Here is a 21,917-nt window from a genome sequence, read left to right as displayed (position 1 = left end):
GCATGAATGGGGCTCAGGCACCGAGCTCGCGGTCGCGGGTGGCGGCTGCCTCCGCGCCGCGCACGATGGCGTCGGAGAACCCGGCCCGCTCCATGGCCATGACTCCGGCCACCGTGGTGCCGGCGGGGGAGCAGATGGTGTCGATGAGGTCGGCCGGGGTGCGGTGGGTGCCGTCCGCCGCTGCCTCGGCCTGCAGGATGGCCGCCGAGCCGGCCACGACCTGGGTGACGATCTCGACCGCCTGGGCTTTGGGGATGCCGCCGAGGACCCCGGCACGGGCCAGGGCCTCGATGAAGGTGAGAACGAAGGCGGGGGAGGAGCCGGAGATGGCGGTGAAGGTGCTGAAAAGGCTCTCGTCGAGCTCGGTGGTGGCCCCGACCGAGCCCATGAGGGTGGAGGCCGTGGCCAGGTCCTCCCGTGTGGCGCTGGCCCCCGGGGCCAGGGCGGTCATGGCCTGCCCGACCATGGCGGCGATATTCGGCATGGTGCGCACCACCCGCGTGCCCGCGGGCAGCAGGGACTCCAGGCGGAAGGTGGACAGCCCGGCCGCCACGGAGATCACCAGCGGGTTCCACTGGGCCACGGCGCCGTGGATCTCGGCGAGCACGGTGGGCACCACCTGGGGCTTGACCGCCAGGACCACGACGTCGCTGTCGGCCACCAGGTCTGCACTGGATCCGGCCACGCGGGCGCCGGTGTCAGCGGCCAGTGCTTGGGCGCTGGGGTCCGGGCCGGAGACCAGCAGGATGTCCTCGGCTCGCAGTCGACCGGAGGCGATGCCCCCGCGTACGATCGCCCCCGCCATATTGCCCGCCCCGATGAATCCGATGCGCATGTCGCCTCCTTGCCTCGTCTGGTGAGCGCTTCTGGCGCAGATCCTATGCGCCCGGTGCCCGTCGTGAACATCTTTCGGGCCCGACGCCAAGGGGCATGTCCGCAGATGCCCAGGTCAGGAGGCTGCCGGGGCGGTGGGGTGGCCGATCCGGGCCGTCACAGATGTTCACCGTGGAGGGAGCGCCTGGGCGTGTCCCCGCGCTGTCGTGCGACCATCCGGTCGCCCGCGACGCAAAGGCACGTCTGTGAGGCTTGGCAATGAGGTCAACCTATCCGCGCAGACTCTGATGGCGCGCGGTGCCTTCTGACAAGGCACACCTATGGTGTTCGATCTCGCCAGCTATGAGTCTCAATGCACCTTATGGCGCGTGGTGCCTTCTGATGACGAACATGGTCATGGAGTGGCTCAAATGGGGTGGTCTTAATGCACCTTATGGCGCGTGGTGCCTTCTGACACAGCAGGCAGAACATCGTCAACACCCTCCCCGAGGGGTCTCAATGCACCTTATGGCGCGTGGTGCCTTCTGACGGAAATCAACAAGAGAGGAGGACAGGCATGGGTCTGGTCTCAATGCACCTTATGGCGCGTGGTGCCTTCTGACATGTAGTGACTTCCTTTGACACCCTGGAGGGCGTCGGTCTCAATGCACCTTATGGCGCGTGGTGCCTTCTGATGGACAACCCTAGATTCACTACTGAGGCCATTGCCGTCTCAATGCACCTTATGGCGCGTGGTGCCTTCTGACCTGACCCGGGCGTGTTCATGGCCGTGTGAGAAAGGGTCTCAATGCACCTTATGGCGCGTGGTGCCTTCTGACGCATTACTGATAACTACCTCAACGCCGCCGCTCAGTCTCAATGCACCTTATGGCGCGTGGTGCCTTCTGACCCACCCCCCGATCCACCCCCTGTGACCAGGGACGATGCGGCGAGTAGCGCCAGCGGCTCTCAGGCACCTGTCGAACCGCCTCGGCACCAGGACTGTTCTACCACATCTTCGCAGGTCAGCGCCACAGCGCCAGCGATGCGCTTCTTGAGCCTCCACCACCCGGCTTTCAACGACGCCTTGCGGAAAAGTGCCCACGCACCACTCGACATCAGACAACCTGCCGCCCTCCAGGACCACCCCCCACCGACTCCCCGCCCCGCCCTCACGGCGCGCTGGTCCTGGGCGCGCGGGCCTCACGGGCGCCTGGCCGGCGGGCGGCTCAGCAGGTGGGGACTGGTCGTGCACATTCATTCATGGTCCACCTCGGAGCATCTGTCCGAGAATCCGCATGATTCCGCGGATCCGGCTCCCATGCCTCCAGGGCTGCACCATGATGAATGTGCATGAGCGTCGCCGACGCACATTCATCCCTGTTCGCCGGGGCAGTCGCGAGCTCAGATCGTTGGAATTCCAACGATCCCTGGTGAAGCCATGCAGGATGAATGTGCAACCCCGGACCTCACCACGCCCCAGCCTCACCACCAGCGGCCACACCACCCCGCGGAGCGCTCCTGAGCGCGCATGCGCCTGCTCCGGTGGTCGCAAGCTAAGGGGCCTGGGTGATGCGGCGATGCGCCTGAGTCCGCCCGAGTCCATGGTGCTCCCCCTCCGGTGGGTGCAGGGCGAACGGTAGGGCGGATGCGGGGAGGCTGCAAGCCATACTCCGATGGCCACGGCCTGGGGGCATCATGGGAGCAGTGCCATCATGGGGTCATGAGCAGCACTGCAGCGTCATCGCAAACATCGCCAACATCGCAGTCATCTCCACCTCGCCGCGCCCTGGTCACCGGCGCATCCACGGGGATCGGTGCTGCGACTGTCCGCCTGCTGCGCTCCCACGACTGGCAGGTGGTGGCCACGGCCCGCCGCGCCGAGCGTCTGGCCGATCTCGCGCAGGAGACCGGCTGCACCTGGGTGTCCGCCGATCTCCAGGAGTCCGATGATGTCGACCGACTGGCCCGCGAGGTGCTGGCCGACGGCCCCGTGGACGCCGTGGTCAACAACGCCGGGGGAGCGCTGGGCGTCGACCCGGTCGCCCAGGGCGACCCCGGCGAGTGGCTGACCATGTACGAGCGCAACGTCCTGGCCGCCCTGCGCGTGAGCCAGGCCTTCCTGCCGCAGATGCGCCAGCGCGGCGGGGATCTGCTCTTCCTGACCTCCACCGCGGCTCACGACACCTATCCGGGCGGCGGTGGCTACGTGGCCGCCAAGCACGCCGAGCGGATCATCGCCAACACCCTGCGGCTGGAGCTGGTGGGCGAGCCGGTGCGCGTCATCGAGATCGCCCCCGGCATGGTCGCCACCGAGGAGTTCTCCCTCAACCGCCTGCATGGGGACGCCGAGGCCGCGCAGCGGGTCTACGCGGGTGTCGCCGAGCCGCTGAGCGCCGCCGACGTCGCCGAGTGCATCGTGTGGGCCCTGGAGCGGCCCGCCCACGTCAACATCGACTCACTGACCGTGCGGCCGCGCGCCCAGGCCTCCAACACCCTGGTCGCCCGCGAGGGCTGAGGCCCACGGGTCGGTGCTGCCAAGCGCTCCGGGCCCGTGCCCGCCGGCGCGCAGCACTCGCTCACAGGAACTCACAGGTTGGGCACAGCGCAGCCCTGCCTGTGCCACAGCGCCGGTCCCTAGGCTGGTCCGCGCCCCGGGCAGTTCCGGGAGGCATCTGCGAAAGGACGTCCATGACCGACCACAGGCCCACCCCCGACGGCGACCCCGAGCACACTGAGCACACAGACAACACCGAGCATCTCGCGACCGCCGGCGCTCACAGCGCCCCGAACACCGAGGTGCTCCCCGCTGGCACGGCGGGCAACCCCGGTGACTCCGCCCAAGCCGCCGATCAATCCTCCCCGGCGCAGGACAGCGCTGCCGCTCCGGCCAATGGCGCCGCACCCAGCGGCGCTGCCGATCCCTCATCCGGGAGCCGTGCGGCACAGGACCAGGCAGCAGCGGCGCCACAGCATCACCGCGATCCCCGCGGAGCCTGGACCAACCCTGGCGCCCAGCGCCCAGCTGCCGCCGCGGCCGTCGCGACGGATAAGAGCGCGAGGAAGAAGGCTCGCCGGCCCCGGCGCCGGACCCTGGTCTTCGGCCTGGTCGCCATCGCCCTGGCGGTGGGCTCCTTCGGCCTGGGCTGGGGTGCGCATGCCCTCAGCGACGGCTATGACCGCGACCACGGCGTCTACTCCGATGACGACCGGCACGACCGCGACGACCGGCACGACCGGGATGGCCGCTACGAGCGGCGCGACCGCAACGATCACGACGATGACTGGGACGACCGGGACGAGGACTGGGAGGAGCACGGCCCCCAGCAGCAGGACGGTAGCGATGACTCCACCGACTCCAGCCAGGACCCCAGCGCCGACCCCACCGAATCGTCGGCGTCGCAAACCCCCTCCTCTGAGACCTCTGCCTCCTCCGAGGCCTCCCCGACTCCCTGAGGCAGTCACAGGAGGCAGTCACAGGCACCCCGAATCGCCCCGGGCCGCGGACCGCACCGTCAGGCCCGGGGCGCCTTGCGGGGCTCGCCGCAGGCGAGTGTGGCCATGACGACGCCGCAGGGCCCGCCCTCGACTGGCCCCAGGCGGTCCCTGGCCACTACACTCCCCAGTCCACAGGCATTGACCCGGCCATCACCGGCGAGCCTCCGGAAGAACCGGGCCGCACCACAGCGGGCGGCCCCCAGTAGAACCGGACGGGACAGCCCGTCACAGCTGGCAATGAAGCGGCCGCGCCACCCACGGGAGGCACGGCAAGCGAGGTGGTACCGCGGTGCGGTGCACCCGGTCGGCCCAGGGCCGGCCGCGGCGCCGTCGTCGTCCTCGTCGAGCCCTGGGCGTCCGCCCCGGGCGGCAGGCACGAGCACAACGAGGCACACCCAGATGGCTGAGCAGAGCACCGAGCGCCCCACCACCGGCGCCTCCTTCTACCCCCTGCACCGACCCGGCGAGCAGGTCACCCCCTCGCCCTCCTTCCCCGCCATCGAGGAGGAGGTCCTGGCCTACTGGAGGCAGGACGGCACCTTCGCCGCCTCCATCGCCAACCGGGACGAGCCCTGCGATGAGTTCGTCTTCTACGACGGCCCGCCCTTCGCCAACGGCCTGCCTCACTACGGCCACCTGCTGACCGGCTACGTCAAGGACGCGGTGGGCCGCTACCAGACCCAGCGCGGCAAGCGCGTCGAGCGGCGCTTCGGCTGGGACACCCACGGCCTGCCCGCCGAGCTGGAGGCCCAGCGGCTCCTGGGCATCGACGACGTCTCGGAGATCACCCGCGAGGGCGGCATCGGCATCGAGGCCTTCAACGCCGAGTGCCGCTCCTCGGTGCTGCGCTACACCCGCGAGTGGGAGGACTACGTCACCCGCCAGGCGCGCTGGGTGGACTTCGACAACGACTACAAGACCCTGGACCCCTCCTACATGGAGTCGGTCATCTGGGCCTTCAAGCAGCTGTGGGACAAGGACCTGGCCTACCAGGGCTACCGCGTCCTGCCCTACTGCTGGAACGACCGCACCCCCTTGAGCAACCACGAGCTCAAGATGGATGACGACGTCTACCAGGACCGCCAGGACAACACGGTGACCGTGGGCCTGCGCTCGGTCGACGGCGAGCTCCTCCTCATCTGGACCACCACGCCCTGGACCCTGCCCTCCAACCTGGCCATCGCCGTCGGCCCGCAGGTCGAGTACGCCACGGTGGCCGTCGACCCGGGCCTGGACTCCCCGCTGGCCGGCGAGCGCGTCGTCATCGCCACCGACCTCATCGGCGCCTACGAGCGCGAGCTCGGCGCGGACCCCCAGGTGGTGGCCCGGCGCACGGGCGCCGAGCTGGCGGGGCTGCGCTACCACCCGATCTTCGACTACTTCGACGATGAGGCCCACCGGGCCGAGGGCGCCGCCCCCGGCCCGCGCGGCTGGACGGTCATCACCGCCGACTACGTGACCACCGATGACGGCACGGGGCTGGTCCACATCGCCCCCGCCTTCGGTGAGGACGACATGATCGCCTGCCAGGAAGCCGGCATCGGCACCGTGGTCCCCGTCGACGACGGCGGCTGCTTCACCAGCGAGGTCAGCGACTACGCCGGGGTGCAGGTCTTCGAGGCCAACAAGCCGATCGTGGCCGATCTGCGCGACGGCACCGGGCCCCTGGCGCGCCGCGAGGAGTCCATCCGCGCCGTCCTGGTGCGCCAGGCCTCCTACGTCCACCCCTACCCGCACTGCTGGCGCTGCCGCAAGCCGCTGATCTACAAGGCGGTGTCCTCCTGGTTCGTGCGCGTCACCGCGATCCGCGACCGGATGGTCGAGCTCAACCAGCAGATCGACTGGTTCCCCGCCCACATCAAGGACGGGATCTTCGGCAACTGGCTGGCCGGGGCCCGCGACTGGTCGATCTCGCGCAACCGCTTCTGGGGGGCGCCCATCCCCGTGTGGGTCTCGGACAACCCGGACTACCCGCGCACCGACGTCTACGGCTCCCTGGCCGAGCTGGAGGCCGACTTCGGGGTGGAGGTCACCGACCTGCACCGCCCCTTCATCGACACCCTGACTCGCCCCAACCCCGATGACCCCACCGGCCAGTCCACGATGCGCCGCATCCCCGACGTGCTGGACTGCTGGTTCGAGTCCGGGGCGATGCCCTTCGCCCAGGTCCACTACCCCTTCGAGAACGTCGAGTGGTTCGAGTCCCACAACCCCGGCGACTTCATCGTGGAGTACATCGGTCAGACCCGCGGCTGGTTCTACACCCTGCACGTGCTGGCCACCGCCCTGTTCGACCGGCCCGCCTTCACCTCCTGCATCTCCCACGGCATCCTGCTGGGCGACGACGGGGCGAAGATGAGCAAGTCGCTGCGCAACTACCCGGATGTCTCCATGGTCTTCGACCGCGACGGGGCCGACGCCATGCGCTGGTTCCTGCTGGCCGCGCCGGTGGTGCGCGGGGGCAACCTCGTGGTCACCGACAAGGCCATCCGCGACACCGTGCGCCAGGTCCTCCTGCCGCTGTGGAACACCTGGTACTTCTTCGCCCTCTACTCCGGCCAGGCGGGTCAGGGCGGCTACGTCACCAGCGGTGTGGACCTCCAGGACGCCTCCCTGTTCGCCAAGCACGGCGGGCTGCATGTCATGGACCGCTACATCCTGGCCCGCACCCGCGACCTGGTCGAGACGGTGGGGGCCCAGATGGACTCCTATGACATCACCGGGGCCTGCGCCTCGATCCGTGACTTCATGGATGTGCTGACCAACTGGTACCTGCGCACCTCCCGCCAGCGCTTCACCGAGGGGGACACGGGCGCCTTCGACACCCTGCACACGGTGCTGCGCCTGCTCACCGAGATCATGGCCCCCTTGACCCCCCTGGTCTCCGAGGAGATCTGGCGGGGACTGACCGGTGGGCGCTCGGTGCACCTGAGCGACTGGCCGGTGCTGCCCGCCCACGTCTCGGACTCCGCCCTGGTCACCGCCATGGATGAGGCCCGCGCCGCGGTCTCAGCGGCTCTGAGCCTGCGCAAGGCCGAGAAGCTGCGGGTGCGCCAGCCGTTGCGAGCCCTGACCATCGCCACGGGGGACCCGGCGGGCCTGGCGCCCTTCCGCCAACTCGTGGCCGAGGAGGTCAATGTCAAGGAGGTGCGGGTCCTGGACGCGGAGTCCGCCGGGTATCGGGCCAGCACGGATGTCTCCCTCAACCCCCGGTCCTTCGACCCCCGGGTCCGCAAGCTGACCTCCCGGCTCTTCGCCGCCGTCAAGGCCGGCGAGTGGGAGCTGACCCAGGAGGGGGACCTGCGCTTCGAGCAGGTGCTGCTCGACGGCGCCCCCGTGGTCCTGCGCGCCGAGGACGGCGCCTTCGCCGTGACCACCCGCATCGAGGTCGACGACGAGGCCCTAGCCGCCACCATGCTGCCCTCGGGGGCCTTCGTGGTGCTGGACACCGCCCTGGACGACGCCCTGGAGGCCGAGGGCTGGGCCCGCGACCTGGTGCGCCTGGTCATGGATGAGCGCAAGGCCGCCGGTCTGCACGTGGGCGACCGCATCCGCATGGAGCTGCGCGTCCCTGAGGACAAGGACGCCTGGACCGGCGCCCACCTGGACCTCATCAAGTCCGAGGTGGGCTGCGCCGAGGCCGCGGTCATCGCCGAGCCCGGGCTGGCGCAGCCCTCGGTGAGCGTGACCAAGGCGGGGTCATGAGCGGGGCGGGCCCGGCCGGCGGCCAGGAGCATCCCGGCGCGGCCTTCGGGATCCCCGAGGGGGCCAGCGCCGAGGAGGTCGTCGACGCCGTCTTCGGCCAGGGCGGCGGCCAGGGCATCGATCCCGAGCTGCTGCCCTACCTGGAGGCCGCCGGCGGTCAGGGGCTCTCCCTGTCCGAGGCCGACGCCGTGCAGGAGGAGGCCGATCTGGCGGCCCAGGCCCAGGATGCCGAGGACCGCCAGGCCCTGCGCGAGCTCGTGGCCGCCAACCTCGTGCCCGGCGGGGACGTGGAGCGGCTCGAGGAGCTCCTGGCGGAGGTCGACGCCGATGACAGCGATGACTGGGACTCCTGGGAGCCCCAGCTGCCCGACCGCCCGGTCGATGAGGAGGGGACCCACCGCGCCGAGCTGCTGGCGGCGGCCCGATCCGTCGAGGTCTCTCAGCGCATGCGCGCCGTCGAGGCCGAGATCCTGGACCGGGCCCCCGAGCACAAGGTCCAGCCCTCCCTGGAGAGGGTTGAGGAGGTCCTCGACATCCTGGGCCACCCCGAGCGCGCCTACCGCACGGTGCACATCGCCGGCACCAACGGCAAGACCTCGACGGCCCGCATGGTCGAGCGCCTGGCGGCCGCCACCGGCATGCGCACCGGGCGCTTCACCTCCCCGCACCTGGCCACGATCCGCGAGCGCATCAGCCTGGACGGCGAGCCGATCAGCGAGGAGGGGTTCATCGCCGCCTGGGAGGACGTGGCCCCCTACATCGCCATGGTCGACGAGCGCTCCCAGGCCCGCGGCGGCCCGCGCCTGTCCTTCTTCGAGGTCCTGGCCGTCATGGCCCTGGCCGTCTTCGCCGACCATCCCGTGGATGTGGCGGTGATCGAGACCGGGCTGGGCGGGCGCTGGGACGCCACGAACGCGGTTCCCGGGGATATCGCGGTCATCACGCCCATCGGCCGGGATCATGAGCGCTGGCTGGGCTCCTCCCTGGCTGAGATCGCCTCGGAGAAGGCGGGAATCGTCAAGGACGGCGCCACCCTCATCAGCGCCCATCAGGTCCCCGAGGCCGGTGAGCGGATCGAGGCGGCCGCCGTCGAGCATCGCGTGGTGTGGCGCCGCGAGCTCGATCCCGATGAGGATCCGGGGGAGCCGGGCGCCGGGGAGCTGGCGGTGGGGGAGCGGCAGGTCGCCGTGGGCGGCCAGCTGGTCACCCTGCGCACGGCGGCGGCGGTCTATGAGGACGTCTTCGTCCCCCTGCACGGGGAGCATCAGGCCCGCAACGCGCTGCTGGCACTGGCGGCCGCCGAGGCGCTGTTCGGCGGGCGGGCGCTGCCGCCCGGGGTGGTGGAGAACGGATTCGCCTCGGTGACCTCGCCCGGGCGCCTGGAGGTGCTGCGCTCCTCGCCCAGCGTCGTCGTCGACGCCGCCCACAACCCCCATGGCATCGAGGCCCTGGCCCAGGCACTGGAGGAGGTCTTCGGCTTCCGGCACCTGGTGGCCGTGGTGGGGGTCATGGCGGATAAGGATGTTGAGGGGATCCTCGCGGGCCTGGAGCCGGTGACGGACGCGGTGGTGTGCGTGCCCATCGACTCTCCGCGGGCCATGGAGGTCGAGGACCTGGAGAAGGTGGCCCGGGAGGTCTATGGGGAGGATCGCGCCCACGCCGCCCAGTCCCTGGCCGAGGGTGTGGAGCGGGCGGTGGCCCTGTCCGAGGGCTTCGACGCCCCGCTGACCGCCTCGGGGGTCGTCATCGTCGGCTCGGTCATTCTCGCCGCCGAGGCCCGGGCCCTGTTCGGCAAGTCCTGAGCCCGCGGGCCCGCTCTCATCGTCGTCGCGGGGCCGGCTGCCAGTGATCCGGCAGCCGGCCCCGCCTGTGCGCTCTGTGGTGAGGGGCACAGCGCCAGGCCTGGTGGGCTTGTGCATACAAGTGCATACTTGTGTGCACAAGTCGTTCGGATGCTCGCTCCGGACCCAGGCCCCACGCTCCACAGGAGATCCCTCCCATGTCCTTCCACGACAAGGTCGTCTACCAGATCTATCCCAAGTCCTTCCGTGACACCACGGGCGATGGCGTGGGCGACCTGCGCGGGATCATCGACAAGGCCGACTACATCGCCTCGCTCGGGGTGGACATGGTCTGGCTCAACCCCTTCTTCCCCTCCCCGGGGAATGACAACGGCTATGACGTGGCCGACTACTGCGCCATCGACCCGGCCATGGGCACCATGGAGGACTTCGATGAGATGGTCGCGGTCCTGGCCGAGCGCGGGGTCGGCGTCATGCTCGACATGGTCCTCAACCACACCTCCACCGAGCACGAGTGGTTCCAGCGGGCACTGGCCGGGGACCCGGTCTACCGGGACTACTACATCCTGCGCCCCGCCCGGGCCGACGGCTCCCCGCCCACCAACTGGGTCTCGAAGTTCGGCGGCTCGGCCTGGGCGCCCTTCGGGGACACCGGCCTGCACTACCTGCACCTGTTCGACACCACCCAGGCCGACCTCAACTGGCGCAACCCGGCCGTGCGCGCCGAGGCCGCCCGCGTGGTCAACTTCTGGCGCGCACGGGGCGTGCGCGGCTTCCGCTTCGATGTCATCAACCTCATCGGCAAGGAGGAGGTGCTGCGCGACGCCCCCGCCGGGACCGACGATCGCGCCATGTACACCGACGGCCCTGCGGTCCACGACTACCTGCGCGAGCTGGCCGCCGCCAGCTTCGGCCAGGACCCCGAGTCCGTGACCGTGGGGGAGATGTCCTCGACCACCGTCGAGGCCTGCGTGGGCTACTCCAACCCCGCCAACGCCGAGCTGAGTATGGTCTTCAGCTTCCACCACCTCAAGGTCGACTACGCCGACGGCGCCAAGTGGACCCGCATGCCCTACGACCTGGCCGCCCTCAAGCGCATCATCGACCAGTGGGCGGCCGGGATGCAGGCGGGGGGCGGCTGGAACGCTCTGTTCTGGAACAACCACGACCAGCCCCGGGCCCTCAACCGCTTCGCCGACCCCGGGCACTATCGCGCCGAGTCCGCCACCATGCTGGCCACCGCGATCCACCTGCTGCGGGGCACGCCCTACGTCTACATGGGCGAGGAGATCGGCATGACCGACCCCGACTACCTCACTATCGAGGACTACGTCGACGTCGAGGCCCGCAATGCCTACGACGAGCTCAGGGCCGGGGGCGCTGGCCAGGCCGAGGCCCTCGCCATCGTCCGCGCCAAGGCCAGGGACAATGCCCGCACCCCCATGCAGTGGGACGCCTCCCCGGGAGCCGGCTTCACCGAGGGCACGCCCTGGCTGCGGCCCACCAACCAGAAGACCATCAACGTGGCCCGCGAGGAGCGCGAGGGGGTGATTCTTCCCTATTACCGCCGCCTCATCGCCCTGCGCAAGCAGCATGCCGTGATCTCCCGCGGTAGCTACGCCCCCCATGCCCCGGAGCATCCCGAGGTCCTGGGCTACATCCGCGAGCTCGACGGGACGCGCCTGCTCGTGCTGTGCAACTTCCGCGGGCGCGCCACCAGCGTGGAGGTGCCCGGCTCCTTCGAGGGTGCTGGCGTCCTCATCGGCAACTACCCCGATCGCTTGGGCGCCCAGGCCCCGGCGCAGGGGCAGGCCTCAGCCCATCATGGCCAGTCCATCGAGCTGCGCCCCTACGAGGCCCTGGCCCTCCTGGCCTGAGGCGGCCCACAGCCCAGCATCCGCCATTCCGCCACCCGACATCCACATCCCGTCGAGCGCCCTTGACGCGAGGCGGTCATCGCGACCGGGCGACGGCCGGCATCAGCCTGAGCCTGCCGGTCCCAGCCGACCCGCCAGCCGACCACCGTCCGATCCACCAGCCGACACCAGCAACGACACAGGAGCCATCAGCATGTCCACCCCAGACTCTCCCTCCGACTCACCCGACTCACCAGGACCAGGCCGCCTGGTCCCCCTCGTCTCCCCGGTCACGGGCAGCGTCATCCCCCTGGATGAGGTCCCCGATCCGGTCTTCTCATCCAAGGCCGTGGGCGATGGCCTCGGCGTCGAGCCCGAGGACGGCCGCATCGTCGCCCCCGTGGACGCCTCGGTCACCATGGTGGCCGCCACCGGCCACGCCATCGGCCTGAGGGCCGACTCCGGACTGGAGGTCCTCCTCCACCTGGGCGTGGACACCGTCGAGCTCGAGGGAGCGCCCTTCGACCTGAGCGTGAGCGCGGGGGACACGGTCACGGCGGGCCAGCCCCTGGGCACCATGGACCTCACGGCCGTGCGCGAGGCGGGCAAGGCCACCACCGCCATCGTGGTCCTGACCAACACCCCCACCCACCTGGAGTCCCTCTCGGTCCAGCCCGGCCCGGCCCAGGCGGGCGCGCCCATCGCCACCGCCACCCTCAAGGCCGAGGATGATGACCAGGACGATGACCAGGGCCCGGCCGCCGGACCCGCCGCTGCACCCGCACAGACCGACCAGGGCGGTGAGCGCGGCGATGGACTGACCGGATTCGACGCCACCGCCGCCGACATCATCGCCGGCATCGGCGGGGCCGACAACGTCCGCTCCGTCATCCACTGCATCACCCGCGTGCGCTTCTACCTCAAGGACGAGTCCATCGCCGACGACGCGGCCGTGACCGACCTTGACGGCGTCATCGACGTGGTCAAGTCCGGCGGTCAGTACCAGGTGGTCATCGGCCCCGAGGTCGTCGACGTCTACGAGGCCGTCGTGGCCCAGCTGCCCGGCATCGGCGCCGCTGGCGCCGAGGAGGCCGTGGAGGTGGTCGAGCGGCCCTCGACGCCATGGGGCTGGGTCAAGCTCGGCTTCTCCTCCCTCATCGGGGTCATCACCGGCTCCATGATCCCCGTGGTGGGCATGCTTGCCGCCTCCGGCATCCTCAAGGGCGTCCTGGCCCTGCTCACCCAGTTCCAGGTCGTGACGGCCGAGTCCGACACCTACAGGTTCATCGACGCGATGAGCTCGTCCATGTTCTACTTCCTGCCCATCATCGTGGGCTTCACCGCCGCTAGGCGCCTGGGCTCGGACCCCATCGTCGTGGCCATCATCGGCGGCGTGCTGGCCTACCCCTCCGTGGTGCAGATGGCCGACCCCGAGGCCGAGGGCTACCACGTGGTGGCCCAGGTGGGGCGCACGGTCTTCAACGCAGAGTTCTTCGGGATCCCGGTGGCCCTCCCCGAGGGCAACGCCTACGCCTACTCGATCTTCCCCATCATCGTCGCCGCCTGGCTGGCCTCCCTGATCGAGCCGCCGCTCAAGCGGATGATCCCCGCCGTCGTGCGCTCCATCTTCATGCCGCTGATCGAGATCTTCGTGGTCTCGGCCCTCATCCTGCTGGTCTTCGGGCCCATCGTCATGTTCGTCTCCGGTGGCATCGCCGCCCTCATCAACGCCGTGCTGTCCTTCAACTACCCGCTGGCAGGGCTGCTCATCGGCGGCTTCTACCAGTGCCTGGTCATCTTCGGCCTGCACTGGGCCGTCATCCCACTCATCTCCTCCGAGCTGGCCTCGGCGGGGAGCTCACCGCTCAACGCCATCGTCTCGGCCACCATGATCGCCCAGGGAGGCGGGGCCCTGGCCGTGTGGCTCAAGATCAAGAAGGCCAAGATCCGCGGCATGGCCGGGACGGCCACCATCTCCGCCTTCTGCGGGGTCACCGAGCCGGCCATGTACGGCCTCAACCTCAAGTACGGGCGCATCTTCATCACCGCCTCCCTCGGGGGCGCCGTCGGCGGCCTGCTCACCGGGCTGCTGGGGGTCAACATGTACGGCTTCACCGGCGCCTTCGTCGGCTTCCCCTCCTTCGTCAACCCCCAGGGCATCGACGCCGGCTTCACCGGATTCTGGATCGCCTCGATCGCGGCCCTGGTGGTCTCCTTCGCCGCCACCTACTTCTTCGGCTTCAAGGAGGCCGACTTCGATGCCGGGCGGGACGTCAAGAAGGTCCGCCTGGGCAACCGCGAGCCCGTCGCGAAGTAGCCCCGGCGCGCATGCGCCTCCTGATGGTGCCCGGCCCGCCTTGGCGGCGCCGGGCACCGGCGCTCGACCCGGCCACTCAGGGGCTCGGGAGCCGGTGGGCGGTGGTCTGGAAGGCGAAGTCCACTGGGGAGTGGCGCGAGACGGTGTACTCGAAGGGCGTCCCCGAGGAGTCGAAGACCGTGGAGGAGACCACGACCACGCAGTCCATCCCCGCCAGGTGCAGGAGGCGCCGGTCCTGGGCGGTGGCCGGCTCGACCCGGACCTCCCGGCTGGCCGTGGCCACGCGCAGCCCCAACTCGCCCTCGATGTAGCGGTACACGGAGGACTCCACGATCTGGGGGCTGAGCCCCGGGACCATCTCGGTCAGGAAGCAGCTGCGGTCCATGATCAGGGGGACGTCGTCGAGCAGCCGCAGCCGCTCGAAGACCGTGACCCGGGCCCCCGCCGCCAGCCCGCTGCGCTCGGCCAGATCGTCATCGACCGTGGCGGTCTCCAGGCAGATCATGTGGGTGCTCAGCGCGATGCCCAGGCGGGAGACGGCCTCCGTCATGGACTCGATCCCCCCGATGGTGAAGGTCGAGGCCGGGCGCGGCCGCCGGATCACCTGGACGCCCCGTCCCTGCATGGTCTGGACCAGGCCCTGGGCCACCAGCAGGGCGATCGCCTTGCGCACCGTGTTACGCGTGGTGTCGAACTCCCGGGCCACCGCGTTCTCCGAGGGCAGGAAGTCCAGGTAGCCGTAGTGGCCGGACTCGATCCGGGAGCGCAGGGCCTGGAAGATCTGGTCGTACTTGGCCTGCGCCATGGCGGCATCCTCCTGGGGCGTGCGGGGCGGCCGGAGCGGATCGGCGCCGAGCCGATCCGATGCGGCCTGCGCGCACACCTAACCACGGCTGCGCCATGGCGGTGGGCCAGGCGCGCCGTCGAGCACTTGCGGGGATGCCCCAGTGGCGCGCACCATTCCTCCACGACCATCCCTGATAAGGCCTGAAAGGACCACCCATGACCGCAACCGCCCCCGGGCGCATCCTCATCCTCATCAAGCCCGACGCCGTCACCCGCCGCCTGACCGGTGAGATCCTGCGGCGCATCGAGGCCAAGGGCTATGGGCTGACCGCCCTGCGGGTGACCACCCCCACGCCCGAGCTCCTGGCCGAGCACTACGCCGAGCACGTGGACAAGCCCTTCTACCCAGGGATCGTGGAGTACATGACCTCCGGGCCCGTCGTGGCCGCGGTCGCCGAGGGCCAGCGCGTCGTCGAGGGCGTGCGCAGCCTCATGGGACCCACGGACCCCACCGCGGCGGCCCCCGGCACCATCCGCGGGGACCTGGGCCGGGACTGGGGCACCGCGGTGATCGAGAACCTCGTGCACGGCTCGGACAGCGATGACTCCGCCGAGCGCGAGATCGCCATCTGGTTCCCCGAGCTGGCGCGCTGAGCCGTGTGACCGAGCCGGCGGGCAGGCGCCCCGGCTGTGCCTGCCCGCCGGGGCGCCTGAGTCGTCCGGGACTCAGCGCTCGGCGCTCGTCGATTCGCTGGAGCCCAGGGCGCCCAGGGCCTCCCGCAACGGCACCCGGGCGCCCATGCGGGTCACGGCCCGGGTGTAGACCTCCGCCGCCACGCGCACCAGCGCCGGCAGGAAGGCCAGGGCGATGACCAGGGCGATGAGCTGGTCAGCCCAGGAGGAGGCGCCCAGCACCAGGCGCCCGGGCATCATGAAGGGCGCGAGGGGCGGCAGGTAGGACAGCGCCCGCAGGACCGGCTGGTCAGGATCCCCCAGGGCCATGACGATGGTCAGGGTGTAGGCGATCGTCATCAGGGCCACCAGGGGCATCGTGACCGCCCTGAGGTCCTCCCGGCGGCTGACCAGCGAGGCCGCCGCGGCGAAGGTCACCGCATAGATGGCGTGGCCGACCACCATCCACACCAGCATCGCCAGGACGATGGCATCCAGTCGGACCGTGGTGGGCGACAGCAGATCCGTGGCCGCGGCAGCCAGCGCCCCCGCCACCCCAATGCCCCCCAGGCTCACGACGACGGCGATGCCCACGCCGATCGTCTTGCCCGCCAGCAGGGAGGCGGGGCGCACGCAGGCCAGGAGGATCTCCACGATGCGGCTGGACTTCTCCTGGACCACACCCATGGCGATGACCTGGCCCCCGCCCATGAGGGCGAGCATGACCAGCAGATCCATGACCATGAGGATCGCGTAGCGAGCGGGGAGCTCGGCGGAGTCCCGGGCGTCGGCGTCCAGCACCTCGACCGTGGGGGTGGCCTTGGTCAGGGTGGAGGAGACCCGGGCCGGGTCCCCTCCCAGGGAGGCGATCTGCTCGCTCAGAGCCGCCTGCCGGGCCAGCGCCGTGATGCCCGAGACCACGGTCTCATCGGCCCGCCCGCGCACCAGGAGCACAGGCCTGGTCCCGCTCAGGTCCAGGACCATGTCCACGGCCGAGCCCTCGGGGGCATCCTCCTGAAGGGCCGCGGCCGGCTCGACCCCGGCCAGGGCCACCGCCTCGACGGGCTCGCCCCGGGAGTCCACCACCCGGTCCAGCCCCGCCACGACCCGGGGCTCGGCGCCGTGCACGCCCACCCGGTAGGGCCCCTGCCCGCCTCCGATCACGGCACTGGTCGTGAGGATCCCGCCGACGGTGAGCACCAGCACGATGATCATGGAGACGATTGAGGAGCGCCGCAGCAGCAGGACGCGCAGCTCACGGCCGGCGACCAGCATGATCTCCTCGCGCAGGCCCAGGGCGTGAGCGCCCTGGGCTCCGGAGGGGGCGTCGTCGCCGGGCCCCGCCGCGCCGGGCACCGGCGTCGTCGAGCCGGGAGCGCCGGGGGAGCCCGGAGAGCAGGGGGAGTCGGGGGCTTCGGGGGAATCGGGAGGAGATGACGTCACGGGGAGTCCTTGTCGGGATGGGGAGCGGCCAGGGCCTCGCGGAAGATCTCGTCCAGGGGGCGGCGCACGGGGCCCAGCTCGCGCACCGTGCCCAGGCGCTGGGCCACGGCCAGGAGCGCCTGCTCATCCGGGCCGCCCGCGGTCAGGATCAGGCGGCCCTCGGCGCTGCGCTCCGCGCGCGCGTGGGGGAGGGAGGCCAGGGCGCTGGGATCGTGGGGGACGGCGCGGGGCTCGGGCTCCACGACCGCCCGCCACCGCGGCTCGGTGGAGGCCCGGAGCTGGGCGGCGGTGCCATCGGCCACCAGGCGGCCCTGACGGATGATGGCCACGCGGTCGCACAGGCGCTCGACCACCTCGAGCCGGTGGGAGGAGACGAGCGCCGGAACTCCGGCTCGGGCGCGCTCATGGAGGACCTGGCTCATGATGTCCTGGGTGAGGGGATCGGCTCCGGAGAAGGGATCATCGAGGATCAGCAGCTCGGGGTCGGCCACCAGGGCGGCCGCGAGCTGGACGCGCTGCTGATCGCCGGGGGAGAGCCGCTGGATCTCCGTGCCGCGGCGCGCCTCCAGCCCCAGGCGCTCGATCCAGGTGGCGGCCGACTCCGCGGCCGCCCGGGCGCCCAGGCCGTGGATCCGGGCCAGGTAGGTCAGCTGCTCGACCACCGTCATGCGGGGGTAGAGGCCGCGCTCCTGGGGCATGTAGCCGAAGCGACGGCGCGCGGCGGCGTCGATCGGACGGCCCATCCAGGTCAGGGAGCCGGCGTCGGGCGCCAATGAGCCCATGATGAGGCGCATGGTGGTGGACTTCCCGGCGCCGCTGGCGCCCACGAGGCCCACGAGCTCCCCGGCCCGCAGGTCGAGGGACAGGCCATCGAGGGCCTGCACCGCGGCGAGTCTCTTGGACAGTGCCGAGATTGTGAGCATGGCGCTCCCGAGGTCCTGACAGGCGGCGCCGAATCCCAGCGCCAGGGGCCTGGAAAGTCTGAGCGACCCGCATGTGCTTGTCAAACCTCCTGCGCGATCCTGTGCCGTGGTCACGACCGGCATCGGGGCCCTGGGGAGACGGCGCCCGCCAGGGATGCGCGGGCGCGCCGGGGGCCAGGGCGTGGGGCGCAGCGCCGGGCAGTGGGAGCCGATATCGTGGTTCCCGTGCATCTCAAAACGTTGATGATCAAGGGATTCAAGTCCTTCGCCTCGTCGACCACCCTCCGCCTGGAGCCGGGCATCACCGCCGTGGTGGGGCCCAACGGCTCGGGCAAGTCGAATGTGGTGGATGCGCTGACCTGGGTGATGGGCGAGCAGGGCGCCAAGAATCTGCGCGGCGGGTCCATGGCGGATGTCATCTTCGCCGGCGCGGGCTCGCGCCCGGCCCTGGGGCGCGCCGAGGTCTCTTTGACCATCGACAACGCCGACGGCGTCCTGCCCATCGACTACACCGAGGTCACCATCACCCGCACCCTGTTCCGCGGCGGGGGCAGTGAGTACCGGATCAACGGCACCCAGTGCCGCCTCCTGGATGTCCAGGAGCTCCTGAGCGACACGGGCCTGGGGCGTCAGATGCACGTCATCGTGGGGCAGGGCCAGCTCGACGCCGTCCTGTCGGCCACGCCCGAGGACCGCCGCGGCTTCATCGAGGAGGCGGCCGGGGTCCTCAAGCACCGCAAGCGCAAGGAGCGGGCCCTGCGCAAGCTGGAGTCCATGGCGGCCGACCTGGCGCGCGTGGCCGACCTGGCCCAGGAGCTGCGCCGCCAGCTGGGGCCGCTGGCCCGCCAGGCCGCCGTCGCCCGGCGGGCCCGCTCCATCCAGGTCGAGGTTCGCGATGCCTCGGCCCGTCTCCTGGCCGACGACGTCGTCCAGGCCCTCTCCCTGCTGGAGGCGGGCCAGGAGGACTCCACGGCCCTGGCCGCCCGCCGCCAGGCCACCGAGGCCGCCGAGGCCGCCGCCCGGGCGCGCCTGGCCGAGCTGGCCGCCGTCGAGACCACCTCGGCCCAGCGCCTGACGCGCGCCACGGCGGTGTGGGAGGAGCTGACCGGGGCCGCCCAGTCCCTGGGATCACTGGCCGAGGTGGCCTCCGAGCGGGTGCGCCTCCTGGCCGCCGCCCCCGCCCCCGCCCAGGGAACCGACCCCGAGGAGCTGGAGCGCCGCGCCGAGTCGGCCGCCGAGGAGGAGGCCGAGCTGGCCGATGCTCGGGAGGCCGCGCGCAGCGCCCTGGGGGACGCCGCGCGAGAGCGCCAGGAGGCCGAGGAGCAGGAGAGGGCCGCCGAGCAGGCGCTGAGCGCCGCGCAGCGTCAGCAGGCCGAGCACCGCGAGACCCTGGCCCGGGCGGGAGGGCGCCTGGCCTCGGCCCGCAGCCGGCATGAGGCATCCCAGTCGGCACTGGAGCAGGCCCAGGCCGCCCTGGCCGAGGCCCGCCAGCGCGAGGAGGAGGCCCTGGCCGCGCTGGAGGCGGCCGGCGGGCAGGACCAGGCCCCGGGCAGGGACGAGGCCCGCCCCGAGGCCGCCGAGGCCGCCAGGGCCGCCGCCGACCACGAGCGCGCCACCCAGGAGCTGGCCGCGGCCCGCGAGGCGGTGGCCCAGGCCACCGATGCCCGTCGCGAGGCCGCCTCCGACCGGGCCACCTGGACATCCCGACGAGACACCCTGGCCCTGTCCCTGCGCAGCCAGGACGGCACCGCCGCGCTCCTGGAGGCGGGAGTCGAGGGACTGGCGGGCCCGCTCGCCGAGCACCTGAGCGTGGAGCGGGGCTGGGAGAACGCGGTGGCCGCCCTGCTGCGCGAGCTGGCCGGGGCGGGCCTGGCCCTGGGCCCTCAGGCCGCCCGCGGCGCCCTGGAGCAGGCGCGGAGCCATGACAGCGGCGCCGTGCGCCTGGTGGTCAGCGGTGACGATGTGCCCGCTGTGCCCGGCGCGCCTGATGCGCCCGATGCCGCCGCCCCCGAGCCGGAGGCCGACTCTGCTGGAGCGCTGGCGGCGGCCGGCCTGGTGAGCACGACGCAGCCGGGACTGGCCCCGGTGATCGCCCACCTCCTGGCGGGGGCGTGGGTGGTGGCCGACCTCCCCTCCGCTCACCGCCTGAGGGAGGCGGACCCGCATGCGGTGGTGGCCACCCGGGCGGGTGAGGTCCTGGCCCCCGGATGGGTGGCGGGGGCCGGGCGGGGCTCCTCCTCGGTCCTGGAGCTCTCCGCCGCCCACGACGAGGCCCAGGCCGAGGCCCAGGCCGCATCGCAGGCGGAGTCGGCCGCCGACGCCGCCCTGGAGTCGGCCCGGGCCCAGGAGGAGTCCGCGCGCCTGGAGGTCTCCCAGGCCCTGGCGGCGCTGCGCCAGGCCGATGCGCAGGCGGCGCGCGCCGCCGAGGCCATGGCGCGCCTGACCTCGGCGGCCCATGCCGCCGGTGAGGAGACGGGCCGGGCCGAGCGGGTCCTTCAGCGCGCCGAGTCCGAGGCCGCCCAGCGCAGGGCCGAGCTCGCCGCGGCCACCACCGCCCTGGCGCAGATTGAGCAGGGCGCCGCGGGCGGGCCCGATCAGATCGGCGGACCCACCGGTGGGGATCTGGAGGCCCGGGTGGATGAGGCACGGCGGGCCAGGGACGAGGCCTCCGACCAGGCCCGCCAGGCCCGCTCGGCGGAGACCGAGGCGCGACTGGCGCTGCGCACGGCCGAGGAGCGCGAGCGCTCCAGCAAGGGCCGGGCGGAGTCCCTTCGGGCCGCTGCCCGCAGGGAGCGCGAGCACCGTCAGGAAGCGGCCCGGGCGGCGGCGGCCCGCGCCGCGCAGGCCCAGGCTGCCACGCATGTGCGCGACCAGGCCCGGGCGGTGGCCGAGGCCGCCAGGGCCTGGGCCCAGGAGGCGGCCGACGAGCGCAGCTCCATCGAGGCTGAGCGCTCCCGGGCCATGGAGGCCACCGCCGGGATCCGTGAGGAGATCGACGTCCTGGCCAAGGAGCTGGCGAGCCTGACCGATGCGGCCCACCGCGAGGAGGTCGCCAGAGCCGAGCAGCGCATGCGCCTGGAGGCCCTGACGGAGCGGGCCATGAACGAGCTGGGCCTGGAGATCGAGGCACTGGTGGAGGAGTACGGGCCGCATATGCCCGTGCCCGAGGTCGGCCAGGAGCAGGACGACGATGAGGACGGGCAGGCCCAGGACCCCTCTAAGCGGCCTGCCGGCGCCGCGGGCCCCGGACGGCCCTACGCGCGCGCCGAGCAGGAGAGGCGCCTGGCCAAGGCCACCAAGGACCTGGCCCGCCTGGGCAAGGTCAACCCCCTGGCGCTGGAGGAGCACGCCGCCCTGGAGCAGCGCCACCAGTTCCTGGCCGAGCAGCTGGCCGATCTCAAGCGCTCGCGCGATGACCTCCTGAGCATCGTCGAGGAGATCGACGCCCGCGTCCAGGAGGCCTTCGCCCAGGCCTTCGAGGACACCGCCCGGGAGTTCGCCGGAGTCTTCGACCGCCTTTTCCCCGGCGGCGAGGGCCGCCTGGTGCTCACCGATCCCGGTGACATGCTGACCACGGGCATCGACATCGAGGCCCGGCCCGCGGGCAAGAAGGTCAAGCGCCTCTCCCTGCTGTCAGGAGGGGAGAGGTCCCTGGCGGCCGTGGCGCTCCTGGTCGCGATCTTCAAGGCCCGGCCCTCGCCCTTCTACGTCATGGATGAGGTCGAGGCCGCCCTGGATGACACGAATCTGGGGCGACTGCTGGAGATCTTCACCGAGCTGCGGGCCTCCAGCCAGCTGATCATCATCACCCACCAGAAGCGCACCATGGAGGTGGCCGACGCCCTCTACGGCATCACCATGCGCGAGGGCGTGACCAAGGCCGTCTCGCAGCGCCTGGCGAGCCGGTGAGCCGGTGAGTCGGCGATCCCGACATGCGGGACGCCCATAGACACGGGTGCCGTGCCATCTGGGGGCGCTGCGGCCCTCTCGCCCCGGGCGCTGAGGGTGGCCTGAGCGCAAGGTCTTCAAACGCTGGAAGGTCCGCGCCGTTACTCAGGCGTGGCCAACCCAGAGGTCAGGGATTTATCAGGATCGGCTGTCT

The 21,917-nt window shown here is 71.6% G+C and carries 12 protein-coding genes and 1 CRISPR repeat array; of the genes, 8 read left to right on the top strand and 4 right to left on the bottom strand.

From position 1 onward, the window contains the following. Positions 1-13: 13 nt before the first annotated feature. Positions 14-835 (bottom strand): pyrroline-5-carboxylate reductase, encoded by an 822-nt coding sequence (gene proC, locus EL266_RS11545; protein WP_026427947.1) that lies wholly within the window; start codon positions 833-835, stop codon positions 14-16. A gap of 345 nt (positions 836-1,180) precedes the next feature. Continuing rightward, positions 1,181-1,723: direct repeats of the CRISPR family, unit length 37 nt; unit sequence GTCTCAATGCACCTTATGGCGCGTGGTGCCTTCTGAC. An 813-nt stretch (positions 1,724-2,536) separates the two neighbouring features. Between proC and EL266_RS11540 the strand changes: the two genes are divergently transcribed. The 6 genes from EL266_RS11540 (at position 2,537) to EL266_RS11510 (ending at position 13,991) form a co-directional block, all read left to right on the top strand. Continuing rightward, complete coding sequence (locus tag EL266_RS11540; protein ID WP_026427946.1) at positions 2,537-3,331, top strand: SDR family oxidoreductase; 795 nt, start codon at positions 2,537-2,539, stop codon at positions 3,329-3,331. Positions 3,332-3,504: 173 nt separating this feature from the next. After that, positions 3,505-4,269, top strand: coding sequence for a hypothetical protein (locus tag EL266_RS11535; protein ID WP_026427945.1), 765 nt, complete (start codon positions 3,505-3,507; stop codon positions 4,267-4,269). 441 nt (positions 4,270-4,710) lie between these two features. Then, a complete protein-coding gene (gene ileS, locus EL266_RS11525) occupies positions 4,711-8,016 on the top strand; it encodes an isoleucine--tRNA ligase (RefSeq protein WP_026427944.1) in 3,306 nt (1,101 codons plus the stop codon). Then, the gene (locus EL266_RS11520; RefSeq protein WP_026427943.1) at positions 8,013-9,818 is read left to right on the top strand and encodes a bifunctional folylpolyglutamate synthase/dihydrofolate synthase; all 1,806 of its coding nucleotides are present in this window, start codon (positions 8,013-8,015) and stop codon (positions 9,816-9,818) included. The genes ileS and EL266_RS11520 overlap by 4 nt, the downstream gene beginning before the upstream one ends. Before the next feature lie 197 nt (positions 9,819-10,015). Then, positions 10,016-11,695 carry an alpha,alpha-phosphotrehalase gene (locus EL266_RS11515; protein ID WP_026427942.1) on the top strand — a complete coding sequence of 560 codons (1,680 nt, stop codon included), beginning with the start codon at positions 10,016-10,018 and terminating at the stop codon, positions 11,693-11,695. A gap of 193 nt (positions 11,696-11,888) precedes the next feature. Further along, complete coding sequence (locus tag EL266_RS11510) at positions 11,889-13,991, top strand: glucose PTS transporter subunit IIA (RefSeq protein ID WP_051281430.1); 2,103 nt, start codon at positions 11,889-11,891, stop codon at positions 13,989-13,991. Between the two features lie 76 nt (positions 13,992-14,067). On the opposite strand, the gene EL266_RS11505 is transcribed toward EL266_RS11510, so the two are convergent. Beyond that, positions 14,068-14,796 (bottom strand): UTRA domain-containing protein, encoded by a 729-nt coding sequence (locus EL266_RS11505; RefSeq protein WP_026427940.1) that lies wholly within the window; start codon positions 14,794-14,796, stop codon positions 14,068-14,070. A 197-nt stretch (positions 14,797-14,993) separates the two neighbouring features. Here EL266_RS11505 and ndk point away from each other — a divergent pair, with 197 nt between their 5' ends. Further along, complete coding sequence (gene ndk, locus EL266_RS11500) at positions 14,994-15,431, top strand: nucleoside-diphosphate kinase (protein ID WP_026427939.1); 438 nt, start codon at positions 14,994-14,996, stop codon at positions 15,429-15,431. A 72-nt stretch (positions 15,432-15,503) separates the two neighbouring features. Here ndk and EL266_RS11495 read toward each other — a convergent pair whose 3' ends face one another. Both EL266_RS11495 and EL266_RS11490 read right to left on the bottom strand, forming a co-directional pair. Further along, a complete protein-coding gene (locus EL266_RS11495; protein WP_232012028.1) occupies positions 15,504-16,892 on the bottom strand; it encodes an ABC transporter permease in 1,389 nt (462 codons plus the stop codon). Next, the gene (locus EL266_RS11490) at positions 16,889-17,815 is read right to left on the bottom strand and encodes an ABC transporter ATP-binding protein (RefSeq protein WP_026427938.1); all 927 of its coding nucleotides are present in this window, start codon (positions 17,813-17,815) and stop codon (positions 16,889-16,891) included. The genes EL266_RS11495 and EL266_RS11490 overlap by 4 nt, the downstream gene beginning before the upstream one ends. A gap of 243 nt (positions 17,816-18,058) precedes the next feature. Here EL266_RS11490 and smc point away from each other — a divergent pair, with 243 nt between their 5' ends. Then, positions 18,059-21,724: a chromosome segregation protein SMC gene (gene smc / locus EL266_RS11485; RefSeq protein ID WP_232012027.1), complete on the top strand. Its 3,666-nt coding sequence runs from the start codon at positions 18,059-18,061 to the stop codon at positions 21,722-21,724. The last annotated feature ends 193 nt before the right edge of the window (positions 21,725-21,917 follow it).

Origin of the sequence: Actinomyces slackii (genome assembly GCF_900637295.1) — a bacterium.
In the GTDB taxonomy this organism is placed as follows: Bacteria; Actinomycetota; Actinomycetes; order Actinomycetales; family Actinomycetaceae; genus Actinomyces; species Actinomyces slackii.
The sequence above is the reverse complement of the archived record's forward strand: the minus strand, read 5'-3'. Positions and strand labels throughout refer to the sequence as shown.